At 69.9% G+C, this 14,904-nt stretch carries 16 protein-coding genes; 7 read left to right on the top strand and 9 right to left on the bottom strand.

Annotated elements, in window-relative coordinates:
* Window positions 1–73: 73 nt before the first annotated feature.
* The gene (locus OG905_RS15690) at window positions 74–1,177 is read right to left on the bottom strand and encodes a hypothetical protein (RefSeq protein WP_328670103.1); all 1,104 of its coding nucleotides are present in this window, start codon (window positions 1,175–1,177) and stop codon (window positions 74–76) included.
* 107 nt (window positions 1,178–1,284) lie between these two features.
* On the opposite strand from OG905_RS15690, the gene OG905_RS15685 reads away from it, so the two are divergent.
* Window positions 1,285–2,430, top strand: a complete 1,146-nt coding sequence (locus OG905_RS15685) for a cystathionine gamma-synthase (RefSeq protein WP_328670101.1) — start codon at window positions 1,285–1,287, stop codon at window positions 2,428–2,430.
* Window positions 2,431–2,535: 105 nt separating this feature from the next.
* Here the strand turns inward: OG905_RS15685 and OG905_RS15680 are convergent, their stop codons facing one another.
* From OG905_RS15680 to OG905_RS15665, 4 genes are all read right to left on the bottom strand, one after another.
* Window positions 2,536–2,727, bottom strand: a complete 192-nt coding sequence (locus OG905_RS15680; protein WP_328670100.1) for a DUF1059 domain-containing protein — start codon at window positions 2,725–2,727, stop codon at window positions 2,536–2,538.
* Window positions 2,728–2,813: 86 nt separating this feature from the next.
* Window positions 2,814–3,065: a hypothetical protein gene (locus OG905_RS15675; protein ID WP_328670098.1), complete on the bottom strand. Its 252-nt coding sequence runs from the start codon at window positions 3,063–3,065 to the stop codon at window positions 2,814–2,816.
* On the bottom strand, window positions 3,062–3,538 hold the full coding sequence (locus OG905_RS15670) for a sigma factor-like helix-turn-helix DNA-binding protein (RefSeq protein WP_328670096.1): 477 nt from the start codon (window positions 3,536–3,538) through the stop codon (window positions 3,062–3,064). The genes OG905_RS15675 and OG905_RS15670 overlap by 4 nt, the downstream gene beginning before the upstream one ends.
* 32 nt (window positions 3,539–3,570) lie before the next feature.
* Window positions 3,571–4,083, bottom strand: a complete 513-nt coding sequence (locus tag OG905_RS15665; RefSeq protein ID WP_266486929.1) for a MarR family winged helix-turn-helix transcriptional regulator — start codon at window positions 4,081–4,083, stop codon at window positions 3,571–3,573.
* 147 nt (window positions 4,084–4,230) lie between these two features.
* Between OG905_RS15665 and ilvA the strand changes: the two genes are divergently transcribed.
* The 3 genes from ilvA (at window position 4,231) to OG905_RS15650 (ending at window position 7,620) form a co-directional block, all read left to right on the top strand.
* A complete protein-coding gene (ilvA, locus tag OG905_RS15660; protein WP_328670092.1) occupies window positions 4,231–5,460 on the top strand; it encodes a threonine ammonia-lyase in 1,230 nt (409 codons plus the stop codon).
* Between the two features lie 265 nt (window positions 5,461–5,725).
* Window positions 5,726–6,763, top strand: coding sequence for an ATP-binding cassette domain-containing protein (locus OG905_RS15655; protein WP_328670089.1), 1,038 nt, complete (start codon window positions 5,726–5,728; stop codon window positions 6,761–6,763).
* A complete protein-coding gene (locus OG905_RS15650) occupies window positions 6,760–7,620 on the top strand; it encodes an ABC transporter permease (protein ID WP_328670087.1) in 861 nt (286 codons plus the stop codon). Before OG905_RS15655 ends, OG905_RS15650 begins: the two co-directional genes overlap by 4 nt.
* Here OG905_RS15650 and OG905_RS15645 read toward each other — a convergent pair whose 3' ends face one another.
* Window positions 7,621–8,352: a response regulator transcription factor gene (locus OG905_RS15645; protein WP_328670085.1), complete on the bottom strand. Its 732-nt coding sequence runs from the start codon at window positions 8,350–8,352 to the stop codon at window positions 7,621–7,623.
* A gap of 287 nt (window positions 8,353–8,639) precedes the next feature.
* Here OG905_RS15645 and OG905_RS15640 point away from each other — a divergent pair, with 287 nt between their 5' ends.
* Window positions 8,640–9,011, top strand: a complete 372-nt coding sequence (locus tag OG905_RS15640) for a hypothetical protein (protein WP_328670084.1) — start codon at window positions 8,640–8,642, stop codon at window positions 9,009–9,011.
* Between the two features lie 81 nt (window positions 9,012–9,092).
* On the opposite strand, the gene greA is transcribed toward OG905_RS15640, so the two are convergent.
* On the bottom strand, window positions 9,093–9,590 hold the full coding sequence (gene greA / locus OG905_RS15635) for a transcription elongation factor GreA (RefSeq protein ID WP_142213983.1): 498 nt from the start codon (window positions 9,588–9,590) through the stop codon (window positions 9,093–9,095).
* A gap of 186 nt (window positions 9,591–9,776) precedes the next feature.
* Window positions 9,777–10,181, bottom strand: a complete 405-nt coding sequence (locus OG905_RS15630; RefSeq protein ID WP_328670081.1) for a DUF4307 domain-containing protein — start codon at window positions 10,179–10,181, stop codon at window positions 9,777–9,779.
* Between the two features lie 108 nt (window positions 10,182–10,289).
* On the opposite strand from OG905_RS15630, the gene mca reads away from it, so the two are divergent.
* Both mca and OG905_RS15620 read left to right on the top strand, forming a co-directional pair.
* Window positions 10,290–11,171 carry a mycothiol conjugate amidase Mca gene (gene mca, locus OG905_RS15625; RefSeq protein WP_328670080.1) on the top strand — a complete coding sequence of 294 codons (882 nt, stop codon included), beginning with the start codon at window positions 10,290–10,292 and terminating at the stop codon, window positions 11,169–11,171.
* Window positions 11,164–11,418 (top strand): hypothetical protein, encoded by a 255-nt coding sequence (locus OG905_RS15620; protein ID WP_328670079.1) that lies wholly within the window; start codon window positions 11,164–11,166, stop codon window positions 11,416–11,418. Before mca ends, OG905_RS15620 begins: the two co-directional genes overlap by 8 nt.
* Window positions 11,419–11,567: 149 nt before the next feature.
* Here the strand turns inward: OG905_RS15620 and OG905_RS15615 are convergent, their stop codons facing one another.
* Window positions 11,568–14,777, bottom strand: coding sequence for a tetratricopeptide repeat protein (locus OG905_RS15615; RefSeq protein WP_328670078.1), 3,210 nt, complete (start codon window positions 14,775–14,777; stop codon window positions 11,568–11,570).
* Window positions 14,778–14,904 lie beyond the last annotated feature (127 nt).

Raw genomic sequence — 14,904 nt, 5'->3', positions numbered from 1 at the left:
CGACACCTGTGAGAACGATTGGTGCGGCGCCGGAATTCCCAGCGCCGCGCACCCCACGGGCACTTCCACCCGATCAGTGCGGCAGCGTCGCCGGGCTCCCGCCGTTCGCCTCGTAACCCGCCACCGCGAGGTTCCGGTACACCGTGTAGTCCGCCGCCGGGTCCCCGCTCAGCGTCCACGGCAGTGCGCCGATGTGGCCGTCGACGTGAACCACTTGGTTCATCGCCTCCGCCCACCTCTCCGACCGTACGAGGAAGAGGACGAGCAGGTGCCGTACGTGCGCGAGCATCGGGTCGTCGGGACGGGCCGCGTGCACCGCGAAGAGCGCGCCCTCCATCGCCTTGGTGACGACCTGGCTCCGGTAGAAGCTCTGCACCAGATTGACCTCGGGCAGGTGCTCGTACACCGCGAAGAGCGGCAGCGCCGCCAGCAGCGAGCCCTGCGGGGCGCGGGCCGCGGCCGTCGTCGCGAAGTGGTCCGCCTCCTCGCGGGAGCCGTGCCACTTCTCGCACCAGTAGTGCAGCGCGGCCAGATGCGCTCCCATGTGCTCGGGCGCGCGGTCGATGACCTTCGCCCACACCTGGTCGAACTGCTCGTGGGAGTAGCCGAGTCCGCGGCCGACGGCGAGTTCGGCGATGTACGGAACGGGGTCGCCGGGCGAGAGCAGGGCCGCCTCGCCGCAGACCGTACGGGCCTCCTCCAGGATGATCCGGAAGTCGTCCGTACCCGCGGTCGACGAACGCCACGCCTGCTGCACCAGGAACTCCGCGTGCACCTGCGCGCCGCCCGCGTCCTTGGGGGAGTCGAGGCGCCAGGCGCGCAGCCACGCGCCGCCGACACCGGGCTGCTGCTGGAGCTCCACGGACGCGGCCCCGGCGAAGGCCTGCACGCGCTGCCAGCGGACCTCGCCCGCCTTCGGGGTTCCGGCGAGCAGCTGGGATGCGGCGCGCCAGTCCTGGGTGCGCTGGACGACTTCGAGTACGTCGAGGAGGTCCTGGTCCGGTCCCGGCAGCCGGATGTCCAGCTCCTCCTGGCGCACGAATCCGTACGTGTCCGGGTCGGCGGCGTCGGGCGAGCCGGGCGCCACCTGCCGGATGCCGGAGCGCCGGCGCAGCACGAAGGGACCGATGACCGCGGTCAGCATGCACAGCGCGATCAGGAACCAGAGAATCTCCATGAGCCCATTGTCCCGGACGGCACCGCGGCGTCATCGGGGCGGTGGGTACCGGACAGCGTTCGGGGCCGGGCCGCGTAGTCGCTCCGGCGCGACTACGCTCGGGGCTCATGAGTGACCAGCACAGTTTCGAGACCCTCGCCATCCACGCGGGCAACACGGCAGACCCGCTGACGGGCGCGGTCGTCCCGCCCATCTACCAGGTGTCCACCTACAAGCAGGACGGTGTGGGAGGACTGCGCGGCGGCTACGAGTACAGCCGCAGCGCCAACCCGACGCGTACCGCGCTGGAGGAGAACCTCGCGGCGCTGGAGGGTGGCCGGCGCGGGCTCGCCTTCGCGTCCGGACTCGCGGCGGAGGACTGCCTGCTGCGTACGCTGCTGGAACCGGGCGACCATGTGGTGATCCCGAACGACGCCTACGGGGGCACCTTCCGGCTCTTCGCCAAGGTCGTCTCCCGGTGGGGCGTCGAGTGGTCGGTGGCCAACACCTCCGACCCGGCGGCGGTACGGGCGGCAGTCACCCCCAAGACCAAGGTGATCTGGGTCGAGACCCCGTCCAACCCGCTCCTCGGCATCACCGACATCGCGGCGGTCGCCGAGATCGCGCGGGGCGCGGGCGCGCGGCTCGTCGTGGACAACACCTTCGCGAGCCCCTATCTCCAGCAGCCGATCTCGCTCGGCGCGGACATCGTCGTGCACTCGCTGACCAAGTACATGGGCGGGCACTCGGACGTCGTCGGCGGCGCGCTGATCGCGGCGGACGAGGCCGTGGGCGAGGAACTGGCGTACCACCAGAACGCGATGGGCGCCGTCGCGGGCCCGTTCGACGCATGGCTGGTGCTGCGCGGCATCAAGACGCTGCCCGTCCGGATGGACCGGCACAGCGAGAACGCCACCCGGGTCGCCGAGATGCTCACCCGTCACCCCAAGGTCACCCAGGTCCTCTACCCGGGCCTGCCGGAACACCCGGGCCACGAGACCGCCGCCAAGCAGATGAAGCACTTCGGCGGCATGGTCTCCTTCAGGGTCCAGGGCGGCGAGGAGGCGGCGGTCGAGGTCTGCAACCGCGCCAGGCTGTTCACGCTCGGCGAGTCGCTGGGCGGCGTCGAGTCGCTGATCGAGCACCCGGGACGGATGACGCACGCCTCGGTGGCGGGCTCCGCACTGGAGGTCCCGGCGGACCTGGTGCGGGTTTCGGTGGGCATCGAGTCGGGCGACGATCTGCTGGCGGATCTGCAGCAGGCGCTGGGCTGACCCCACGGTCACCATCGCCGGACGGGCTGCGCATCGGCCCGTCCGGCGAGCACGTCAGAGGACGTCAAAGGACCGCAGAGGACGGCATGAGTCAGGCGCCGGGCGTCACGCGGTGACCGTCTCGTCCTCGAGCGATTCACGGATCTCCGAGCGCAGCTCCAGGCTGTCCGGGTGTCCATGGACGGAGACCGCGTGCTCGGCTGCTGCCCGTACGACTTCCTCTTCCTCACCGGAGATGGTGAGCGAGCAGTCCATCACGCTCGGGAACCTGCGGCAATCGGCGACTTTCCTGGTCATGGCGACCTCCTGGGCTCGGTCTGTACGCCGCTTTTTCCAGGATAGATCCGGGCCGCTCCGGCAGGTCAGGGCAGCGAAGGGGCGGCCTACCAGCCCTCCAGCGGCGGCGTCGTGTCCGACGGCGCCGCCGCCCACGGCTGCGCCACCATCGCCCAGAGGGCGAACGCGATCGCCGCGGCCACCAGCAGCAGCCACAGCGCACGGCGCAGTGCCCGATGGCGGCGCAGCAGCCGGGTGCCGTGCTCCGCGGCGCGGGCGGCGAGATCGGCCGGGACCTGCGGATGGGGGGTCTCCAGCATCCGGCGGACCTCGGTCTCCTTGCGCTCCCGGCCGCTCATGACGCCGCCTGGACCTGGGTGTGCGGCGGCGGCGTGGGAGGACTCGTGCACATCGTCCGCACCGCGCGCGTGAAGATCGCGCGGACGCGTTCCACCGGGAGCCCGATCAGCGCGGCCGTCTGTTCCTCCGCCACACCCTCGTAAAGACGCAGCACCAGAATCAGGCGCTCCTGCGGGGTGAGGCGTTCCAGCACCCCGCCGCGCACCCGGTGGTGGCGCCAGGCGCCGTGGGCGAAGCGGGCGGCGAGTTCCTGGCGGGTGCGGTCGTACGGATCCTCGCCGCGCAGCCGGTCCCATTGTGCGTACGTATGGGCGAGCGCGGCGGTCAGCAGCCGCTCGGCGTGCGGATTGGCGCCCGGGGGCTCGGCGGTGAGCAGGGTCGCGGCATGCAGCAGCCGTGGCGCCGCGCCCGCGACGAACGCCTCGAACTCCCGGGCACGGCGACGCCCTTGTGCCGTCTGCCGCTCGCTCACATCCTCATATAGGAGCAGATCAGGCGCCCGGGTCAAGAGGTCGGCGACGTCTCCGTGTCCACGGGCGGCAGACCGGCCTGGCGGGCGGAGAGAGCGGTGTTGAAACGGGTGAGCAGAGTGCAGAACGATTCGCGCTCCGTCTCCGTCCAGCCGTCTGTCACCTGTGCCATCAGCTCGCGCCGCGAGGAGCGGACCTCTTCGAGCCTGGCCTGGCCCCGCGGGGACAGCTGGAGCACGACGGCGCGGCCGTCCTCGGGGTGCGAGGTGCGCTTGACCAGCCCGGTGTCGACGAGCGGCGCGACCTGGCGGGTGACGGTCGAGGAATCGATGCCCATCCCCGCGGCCAGCGCCTTGACGCCCATCGGGCCTTCCTTGTCGAGCCGGTTGAGCAGCAGATACGCGGCACGGTCCATGGAGTTGCGGACCTGGCCGACCCCGCCGAGCCGGGTCTGTTCCGCGCGGCGTGCGAAGACGGCGACCTGGTGCTGGAGGGCATCGAGGAGGCCGGGGTCGAGATGGGTCGTCATGTCCTGAGAAGTGGGCATGGCTAGGGGGGCTCTCTCGTGCGGCGGTCGGTTGGTGGGGGACAGAGTACGCGGCAAAAACCCGGTGTGTACCAGGGCTGCGCAAACCAGTGGGGAAGCCCGGGATCCGGGCAGCCGTCGGCCCGGTGAGCTGCGATGCTTGACGTCATGAGCTTCAGTACGTCTGGCACCTTTCGCCCCGTCATCCTCGACGACATCCGGGGGGCTCAGAAGATGCTCGCGGGGGTCGCCAGGATGACCGCGATGGAGGGCAGCAGGCATCTGTCGCAGCTGGTGGGCGCGCCCGTTCATCTCAAGTGCGAGAACCTCCAGCGGACGGGGTCCTTCAAGCTGCGCGGCGCGTACGTCCGGATCTCCGGGCTCTCGCCGGTGGAGCGGGCCGCGGGCGTCGTCGCGGCGTCCGCCGGCAACCACGCGCAGGGCGTGGCACTGGCATCCTCGCTGCTCGGAGTGCGCTCCACGGTGTTCATGCCGATGGGGGCGCCGCTGCCGAAGGTCGCCGCGACGAGGGAGTACGGCGCTGAGGTGCGGCTGCACGGCCAGGTCATCGACGAGACCCTGGCCGCCGCGCAGGAGTACGCGCACGAGACGGGCGCGGTGTTCATCCACCCCTTCGACCACCCGGACATCATCGCCGGGCAGGGCACCGTCGGCCTCGAAATCCTGGAGCAGTGCCCCGAGGTGCGGACGATCGTCGTCGGCATCGGCGGCGGCGGGCTCGCGGCCGGTATCGCGGTCGCGGTGAAGGCGGTGCGGCCCGATGTGAAGCTGATCGGCGTGCAGGCGGAGGGGGCGGCCGCCTATCCGCCCTCGCTCGCCGCCGGACACCCCGTCTCGATCGACGCACCGTCGACGATGGCGGACGGGATCAAGGTGGGCTGCCCCGGAGATGTTCCGTTCAAAATCATTGGCGATCTCATCGACGAGGTCCGTACGGTCTCCGAGGACGAGCTCTCCAGTGCCCTGCTGCTCTGCCTTGAGCGGGCGAAGCTGGTGGTCGAGCCCGCCGGGGCGAGTCCGGTGGCGGCGCTGCTGAGCGATCCGCGGTCGTTCAAGGGCCCGGTCGTCGCCCTGCTGTCGGGCGGCAATGTGGACCCGCTGCTGATGCAGCGCATCCTGCGGCACGGAATGGCGGCAGCCGGCCGCTATCTGTCGCTGAGGCTGCGGCTGACGGACCGGCCAGGTGCGCTCGCCGCACTGCTCGGCTCGTTGTCAGTGGTCGACGCTAACGTCCTTGATGTGAGTCACGTAAGGACCGATCCGCGGCTCGGGCTCACGGAGGCGGAGGTGGAGTTGCAGCTGGAGACGAAGGGCCCTGAGCACTGCGAACTGGTGGCGGCGACGCTGCGCGACGCGGGTTACACGGTCATGAGCTGAGCCCGTGAGGGCGCTCTCGTGGCCTCCGGCGCGGGTGGCCTGCGCAACCTGACACAGCCTGACGCGGCGCTGACAGGCTCTTTGGACTTTCTCGGCACGGGCACTCGCAACAGTCTTGAGTATCGCGATGTATCGCGTTACGGTGAAGGTCCTGCCATGCTCCCGTCACGCTCGGGACATCCCACGCCCGCCCACATCTCCTCGTATCTCTACGCACCTCTTCGCAAGACGTGACCCACTCACCTGCCACCTTGGGAGAACCCACATGCCAGGCGCCATCTACGCCGAAGGCCTGGTGAAGACCTTCGGCGATGTAAGGGCTCTGGACGGCGTCGACCTCGACGTCCCGGAGGGCACGGTTCTGGGTCTTCTCGGCCCCAACGGGGCCGGCAAGACCACCGCCGTGCGCGTACTGACCACCCTGCTGCAGCCCGACAGCGGCAAGGCGGTCGTCGCCGGTATAGACGTCCTGAAACACCCGAACGAAGTCCGCCGCTGCATCGGCCTCTCCGGCCAGTTCGCCGCGGTGGACGAGTACTTGACCGGCCGCGAGAACCTCCAGATGGTCGGCCAGCTCTACCAGATGAGCGCACGTGACGCGAAGGTGCGGGCGGGCGAGCTGCTCGACCGCTTCAACCTCGCGGACGCCGCCGACCGGCCCGCCAAGACGTACTCCGGCGGCATGCGCCGGCGGCTCGACCTCGCCGCCGCGCTGGTCGTCTCCCCGCCCGTGATGTTCATGGACGAGCCCACCACCGGACTCGACCCGCGCAACCGGATGCAGCTGTGGGAGGTCATCGAAGAACTGGTCAGCGGCGGTACGACACTGCTGCTCACCACCCAGTACCTCGAAGAGGCCGACCACCTCGCTCACGACATCTGCGTCATCGACCACGGCAAGGTCATCGCCCGCGGCACCGCCGACCAGCTCAAGGCCCAGACGGGCGGCGAGCGCGTCGAGGTCGTCGTGCAGCACCCGGACCAGATCACCCCGGCGCGCGAGGTGCTGCTGGGCTTCGGCAAGGGCGAGGTCGCCATCGCCGAGCACACCCGCAAGCTCACCGTCCCGGTCACCGGCGGCGCCAAGCTGCTCGCCGAGGTCATCCGCGAACTGGACACCCGGGGCGTCGAGATCGACGACATCGGTCTGCGCCGCCCCACCCTCGACGACGTCTTCATATCCCTGACCGGCCATGCCGCCGAGCTCCAGGACGAGGAGAACGGGCAGTCGCGGGGCGTCAAGGACGCCAAGGATCCCAAGGACGCGAAGGCCAGGAAGTCCCGGAAGGAGCCCGTGAAGTGACCACCGCAACGGAAGCCGTGAAGCTCGCGGCACCCAAGCCGCGCGGCGGCGTCGTCCAGTCGATCAATGACTCGCTCGTCGTCGCCAAGCGCAATCTGATCCGGATGACCCGGATCCCGGAGATGATCATCTTCGGCATGATCCAGCCGATCATGTTCGTGGTGCTGTTCAGCTACGTCTTTGGCGGATCGATCAGCGTGCCCGGTTCCGGACTCAGTGCTGCCGGCTACCGGGAGTTCTTGATGGCTGGCATCTTTGCCCAAACCGTCACATTTGCGACGGCGGGCGCCGGTGCCGGCATCGCCGACGACATGCACAAGGGCCTCATCGATCGCTTCCGGTCGCTCCCGATGGCCCGCGGCGCGGTTCTCACCGGGCGCACGTTGGCCGACCTGGTCCAGACGGCATTGACGCTGGTAGTGCTTGCGATCGTCGCTGTCCTCGTCGGCTGGCGCACCCACGAGAACTTCGGCAAAGTGCTCGCCGGCTTCGGCCTGTTGCTGCTCCTTGGGTATGCGTTCTCCTGGATCGGTGCGCTGATCGGCCTTTCCGTACGCACTCCCGAGGCGGCCACCTCCGGCGGTCTGATCTGGCTGTTCCCGCTGACGTTCATCTCGAATGCCTTCGTGCCGTCCGAGAACATGCCATCGTTCCTGCAGACCCTCGCCAATTGGAACCCGTTCAGCGCCACCGTCCAGGCGTGTCGGCAGCTCTTCGGCAACCTGCCGCCCAATTATCCGGTATCGGATGCCTGGCCCATGCAACACCCGGTCTGGGCCTCGCTCATATGGTCGATCCTGATCATTGTGGCCTTCCGGACCTTGGCGGTACGCAAGTACCGCTCGGCCACAGCCTGATCATCGGCCGCCGCCCGATCTGCCGGAGCAGATGACTGGGGGGCAGTGACCGCCCGGACTGCCGGCCGGGCGGTCACTGCCCCTTGTGCTGTCCCCGAGTCCTGCCTGCCACACGATGCGCGCGGCCTGCAGTCGGCTGCGGATGCCGAGCTTCGCGTAGATGTGGTGCAGATGGTCCTTGGCCGTGTCCGCGCTGATCGTCAGGATGGCCGCGATCTCCGGGTTCGACATGCCGTCGCCGGCGAGTGCGATCACCTCTCGTTCGCGCGGTGAAAGCGCGCCGAGCAGCGCCTGTGCCCTGGCTTGCTCCGTGCCCGCGCCCGCGCCCGCGGGCTCGGTGGGAGTGTCCGCCAGGTCCCTTGCCAGCCCCGGTTCCAGGGCCAGGCCGCCATGGGCCGCCGCGTGGACCGCCCACTGCAGATGCCTGCCCGCGGTGGCCCGGTGCAGGATGCCCGCAGCGCGGAGCCTCAGGAGTCGGCGCACGCCGTCGCCGGTGAGCCGGTCGGCGAGCAGTAACGCGGCCGGGGGCATTGGTGTTTCCGTGATGCGTTTCAACGCACCGAGTGCCGCGCCCTCTTCCGGCTGGCTCACGATCACCACATCCGGGCGGGTGCGGCACACGAGGTCGCATTCCTGGCCCGGCACTCCCTCGGCGACGACGCGATACCGATGGTCGGCCTCCAGAGTGGTGCGGATCTGCGCCCTTTCCAGCTGATGCCGAGCGACGAGCACGATCCTTATCACGTGGAATTTCCCCCTTGTGCGAAACAACGCACCCATCGTGAACATGCACGCTGGTCAGGCGCGCACTTGACGCTACAACGGTGCCTTGATCGCCACTCGGCCGTGGCGTGAACACGTGGTAACTGAGGGGAATTTGAGCTTTGTGCGGCGCGTGTTGAAGATCCCCTGGGTGGGGGATATTCGAGAGCTCCCCGGGACGGAGATGCTGCCTGGGACCGAAGCCGGTCGGCCGGTATCCGGCCGGCCGGCATTGTGCTGAAACCTGGGGGTTGTCAATGAACAAGACGCGCATGGGTGTTGTCGCTGCCATGGCCTCGGCGGTGATGGCTGTGACCACGACGCAGGCGTCGGCGGCGCCGAAGCTGGAGGCGTACACGCCCCGCATCGTGCAGGGTGTGGTCGGGGGCCAGGTGTTCTACGACGGCTACAAGAAGGTCTGCGCCTCGCTTCTGGGGCAGACGCTGTCGGGCTGGGTCCAGCTGACGAGCAAGTGCGTCACGGTCTCCCCGAGGTCCTCAGGAAGCTTCAACACCACCATCAAGTGCCCGACGCGCGGCGCCTTCAAGACCTGGGTGTCGGGGACCAGGAGCAACGGCAGGGTGGATGTGAAGATGTCCGGCGGTATCTACCTCGAGTGCCGCCACTGACCACCGCGGGCAGCCGTGCGCACCACGAAGCCCCCGGCACGACGAGCCGTGCCGGGGGCTTCGCGTCGTCCGGTGGCGGGCTCAGGCGCTGTACGGCCTGGCCGCCAGGACCTTGACCGAGGCCGTCTTGCCGTTCGGCAGCTCGTACTCGGCGAACTCGCCGACCTTCTTGCCGTTCACGCCGCTGCCCAGCGGCGACTGCGGGGAGTACGTCGCGATGGCGTCGGAGGCGTACTCGCGCGAAGCCAGCAGGAAGGTCTCGGTGTCGTCCTCGTCGCCGTCGAAGGCGATCGTCACGACCATGCCGGGCGCAACGACGCCCTCGGCGGTCGGCGCCTCGCCGACCTTCGCGTTCTCCAGGAGCTGGGTCAGCTGGCGCACACGGAGCTCCTGCTTGCCCTGCTCCTCCTTGGCCGCGTGGTACCCGCCGTTCTCCCGCAGGTCGCCCTCCTCACGCGCAGCCGCGATCTTGGCGGCGATCTCCGTGCGCGCGGGACCAGACAGGTACTCCAGCTCGGCCCTGAGCTGGTTGTACGCCTCCTGGGTGAGCCAGGTGACGTTCTCGCTGGTCTGGGTCACAGGTGCTCCTCGTAGGTACTGGGAATACAAAGCATCGCCCTACCCAGAAGGATGTGCCTCCATGGATGGGCGAAACCACGAGCCTAACAATTCCGAGGCCCAAGGGGGAGGACGAAAGCCATCAGAATTACATCGCCGCAGGTCAGCGGGCGAGACCCGCCATGCGATCAGGCAGGGGATCCGCTGTCAGCGGGCGGTGCACTGCACCAGTTCGGCGCTGGTCCCGCGCGCCGTCGTGCGCACCTTGACGACCTCGTCGATACGCGTCCCGCCCTGACGGCCGACGGCGACGTCCAGGCGTCCCACCTCGGTGCCGTCCGCCGAGCGGGAACGCAGCGTGCAGGTGCCGGCGGCGTCCGCGCTCTTGCGTACTTCCAGGTGCACCTGCACCTCGGTGTCGGACGTGACGCTGAACTTGATCACTTCGGCGCTGATCTTCTGCCCGGCGATGTAGTCGTATCCGAACCAGCCGATCACCCCGAGCAGTACGACGCCAAGGCCCGCGCCCACGATCTTGAGCTTGCGGTCGGCACGGTCGTCAGCCGAGCGGCCGTAGCGGCCCTCCGGAAGCTGCTCGCGCACCGCGGCCATGACAATTCCTCTCGGGATGGGTTCGGGATGGGGCTGCCGGAATTTTCCGTCCCCCGATTCGGTCACTATAGAAGCCGCCGTACGCGACGAATCATTGAGGATCGAGTCTTGACTGAGCAGCTGCGACTGATGGCCGTTCACGCCCACCCCGACGACGAGTCGAGCAAGGGCGCGGCCACGATGGCCAAGTATGTGTCCGAGGGGGTGGACGTGCTGGTCGTGACCTGCACGGGAGGCGAGCGTGGCTCCATCCTCAATCCCAAGCTCCAGGGGGACGCGTACATCGAGGAGCACATCCACGAAGTGCGCAAGAAGGAGATGGACGAGGCGCGCGAGATCCTCGGGGTGAGCCAGGAATGGCTCGGTTTCGTCGACTCCGGCCTGCCCGAGGGAGACCCGCTGCCGCCCCTTCCCGAGGGCTGCTTCGCGCTCGAGGACGTCGACGTGGCCGCCGCGCGACTGGTGAAGTCCATCCGTTCGTACCGCCCGCAGGTCATCACGACCTACGACGAGAACGGCGGGTACCCCCACCCCGACCACATCATGACCCACAAGATCTCGATGGTCGCCTTCGACGGCGCGGGGGACGCGGAGAAGTTCCCCGAGTCCGAGTTCGGGCCCGTCTGGCAGCCGCAGAAGCTCTACTACAACCAGGGCTTCAACCGGCCGCGCACGGTCGCGCTGCACGAGGCGCTGCTGGAGCGCGGCATGGAGTCCCCCTACGGGGAGTGGCTGGAGCGCTGGAAGGAGTTCCAGCGCGCCGAACGCACGCTGACCACGTACGTACCGTGCGCGGACTTCTTCGAGATCCGCGACAAGGCGCTGATCGCGCACGCGACGCAGATCGACCCCGACGGCGGCTGGTTCCGCGTTCCGATGGACATCCAGAAGAAGGTCTGGCCGACCGAGGAGTACGAGCTGGCGAAGTCTCTGGTCGATACCTCCCTCCCCGAGGACGACCTCTTCGCGGGCATCCGCGAGAATGCCTGATATGAGCGCAAGCGCAAACCTCGCACTGACGCACCTCGTCCCTCTGGCCAAGGAGGTCGACGACAACAAGGTCACGCCCGGTGTCCTGGGCTTTCTCGTCTTCGCGGCGCTGGCCGTGGGGGTGTGGTTGCTGATGAAGTCGATGAACCGGCACATGGGGAAGGTCAACTTCGAGGAGGCGCCGGATCCGAAGGGGGACGGGGCGTCCAAGGAATCCCGGGGGACCTCGGGCCCTGCGGCGGCGTGAGGCCGTGACGGGGGCGGGTCGCCTGCGGCGGGCTTGTTCCCCGCCGCTTCCCGAACTGGGGGCAAGCCCCCAGACCCCGTATGCGACCTTCGGCCGCATGTCCTCAAACGCCGGACGGGCTGAAACTCTGCCCGTCCGGCGACTGACGGCTACGTCGACGCCGTGACCGGGACGCCCATCACCTCGCGCGCGTGGCGGTTCGGGACCATTCCCAGGTGCCAGGCCTGCCAGCCGTCCTCCAGGTGGACGCCGCGCTCCAGCATCACCGCCAGCGCCTCCGCGCAGTCCTCCAGCTTGCCGTCGCGCGAGGAGTGCGACGTACCCATCAGCTGAGCCAGCTCCTCCTGCGCCACCACCGTGCCGACCTCTATGCCGCCCGGCGACGCGAACGGCAGCAGCGTGCAGCGCAGGAAGCGTGCCCAGTCCGAGCCGCGGTCGTCGTGGTACGACGCGAACAGCTCCGTCGCCTCGTCGCACAGCGCCAGCGCCTGCGCCGCGCGGTTGTTGCCCGCGTCGATCAGAGCCAGCTCCAGACAGGTCCAGGCCTCGCCGTGCGCCACCCCGATGCGGTGGAAGTCGGCGCGGGCGTCCACCAGGAGCTGGCGGGCGAAGCCGGAGTTGCGGAGGTTGCCGGTCTGGGCCGCCCGCTGGTCGCGGGTGACGCGGCCCGAGTGGTGGCGGGCGCAGGCCAGACCGTAGACGTCACGCATCCGCGAGAACATCGTCCGGGCCCGCTCCAGCTCCCGTACCGCCTGGTCGCGGTCGCCGCTCTCCTCCAGCGCCTGGCCGAGGTAGTACAGCGTCCACGCCTCGCCGCGCGCGTCCTCGTTGTCCCGGTGCCGGTTCAGCGCCTGGCGCAGCTCATCCACCGCGGGCGCCGGGTCGCCGTCCACCAGCCGCGCCCTGGCCAGCTGGGTCAGCGCCCACGCCTCACCGCGGCCGTCACCGGTGCGGCCGTACAGATCCAGCGCCGTACGCAGCTCCGACTCGGCGCGCGGGACGTCGCCCATGCGCAGGCACACCTGTCCCAGCTGGAAATGCGTCCAGGCCTCGCCGTGGAGTGACTCGCCCTCCCGGTGCAGGGTCAGCGCCGTCGCCAGCAGGGTCAGCGCCTGGGCGAGATTGGCCCGGTCGCGTTCGACCGCGGCCAGCGCGTGCAGCGACCACGCCCGGTCCTCGGCCTGCTCGTCGGACGACTGCAGCTCGATCGCCTCGTGCAGCTTCGCCGCGGCCTCGGTGAGATTGCCCTGGTGGTGCAGGGTGATGCCGAGCGAGCAGAGCGCGAGTGCCGTACCCGAGTCGTTCTGCGCCTCGCGGTAGAGGCCGACGACGGACGAGAGGGTCGTACGGGCCTTGTCGAGCTCGCCGAGCTGGCGGGCCGCGATGCCGGTACGCCAGCGTACGGAGCGCTCCAGCAGCCCCTGGTCCACCGCCTGCGACAGCTCACTGATCTCGCCGAGGCGGTACAGGTCGCCGCGCAGCAGGCAGTAGTCGCACAGCGCGCCCAGCAGACCCAGCACCGTCTGCTGGTTCACACCCTCCGCGTGCCGCAGCGCCGAGGTGATGAAGCTCGACTCGTCGTCCAGCCAGCGCAGCGCCGCGTCCAGCGAGGAGAAGCCGTGCGCCCCGAACTGGCCCGCCCGCGTGGACATCTTGCCGTCCACCATGCGGATCACGGCCCCGGCCAGGTCCGCGTAGTTCTGGATCAGCCGCTCCTGCGCGGCCGCCCGCTCCTTGGCCTCCTCCTCGTCCAGAAGCCGGGCCTGGGCGAAGGACCGTACGGCATCGTGCAGCCGGTAGCGGCTGGCTCGCACATGGTCGATCAGGCCCGTCCTCGCCAGGTCCGAGAGCATCCGCTGAGCCTCCTGCTCGTCCGTGGCCAGCAGCGCCGCCGCCGCTGCCGCGCCCAGCGAGGCCCGTCCGGCGAGCGCGAGCCGGCGCAGCAGCCGCCGCGCCTGCTCGGGCTGGTCGGTGTAGCGCAGCCACAGGGCTCGCTCGACCGGATCCACGGGACCGTAGGCGCCCAGGTCGGCCGCGAGCTGATGCGCGGTCCGGGGGCCGAGCGAGGAGCCCGCGACACGCAGCGCCAGCGGCAGCCCGCCGCACAACTCCCGCACTGCGTCCGCCGATTGAGCGTCGTACGGACCGGACGAAGGCTCCTCGGCCGACGCCCGCAGCAGTTCCTCCGCGCCCGCCGGATCCAGCGCGTCGACCGGCAGCTGGTGCACCCACGCCGGAATGTCGTCCGCCAGGTCGAGCGGCCTGCGCGCGGTCACCAGCACAAGACTGTCCGAACGCTCCGGCACCAGCGTGCGCACCTGCGCCGCATCGCTCGCGTCGTCCAGAACCACCGTCACCGGCAGGCCCGTCAGGTGCTGGTGATACAGCTCGCTCAGGCGTCGCACCTGCTGCTCCGCCGAGGACCGCTCACGGAACAGCAACTGCTCGCGCGGCGCGCCCAGCCGGTTCAGCAGATGCAGCAGCGCGTCCCGTGTGGACAGCGGATCGGCGCTGTCGCCCCGCAGATCGACGACGCAGGCGCCCCTGAACTGGTCCTTGAGATGGTGCGAGGCCCGTACAGCCAGTGTCGTACGCCCCGAACCCGCATCGCCGTAGAGCACCACGACCGTCGGCTTCGTTTCCGTCGACGCGCGGGCCGCGTGCACCCACTGCGCGATCTGCGTCATCTCCTCCCGGCGGCCCGCGAACGGCCCCTCCGGCTCCGGCAGATGCCCGAAGGACTGCTCCAGCACGGACCGCCTGCGCGCCGCCGCGCTGCGGTCCGCGCCCCGCAGCTGGGGCGCCACGGCGGCCTTCTTCGTCGCGGTACGGGTGGAGGAGGCCAGCATCCGCTGCTGGTCCAGGAACGGACGGATGCCCCGTATCTCCAGCGCCGTCAGCCACTGCAGCCGCAGCTGTTCGGCCCCGCCCGGCTGCCCGAGCGCCCCGGCCCTGCGGTGCGCGGCCGGCCAGTGCGACGCGGTCACCTTGGCGACGGTCGTCGCCGCCCCGGCGACGGCGACGACTGCCCCGGCCCCGAGCGCGGTACCCGTGGCCGTGCCCTGCGCGACATCCGCGCCGATCGCCGCGATCGCCGCAACGGCCGTCACCAGCAAGGGAGTCGACACGTTCCGCCGACTGAACCGCTCGGCCAGCGGCTGCTGCCCGGCCTCCGCCTCAGCCAGCGCCTGCTCGTACGCGGCGTACTCCTCGTCCGCGTTCGCCGCCATGCCGTCCAGGGCGGCCCGCGCGCGTGCCAGCAGCACGGCGGAGTCCGCCCGCCCTCCCGAACGCCGTACCTCTTCCTCGACGGCGCGTACCAACAGCCGCTCGGCTTCCGCCCGATGGCTGTCCCGCATGTGCGTCCCCCTCCGAGAGCTCCGGTTCCGTTCCGGTTCCGGGCCCTCTCGGGTTCCGGTTCCGTTCCGGCGACAAGTGTCCTGCGTGCGGCGCGTCAGCGCGAGAGACTCTGACGATCATCCTCAT

The sequence above is a fragment of the Streptomyces sp. NBC_00322 genome (genome assembly GCF_036147535.1).
GTDB lineage: Bacteria > Actinomycetota > Actinomycetes > Streptomycetales > Streptomycetaceae > Streptomyces.
Note: the sequence above shows the minus strand (reverse complement) of the source record. Positions and strands in the feature narration are given on the sequence as shown.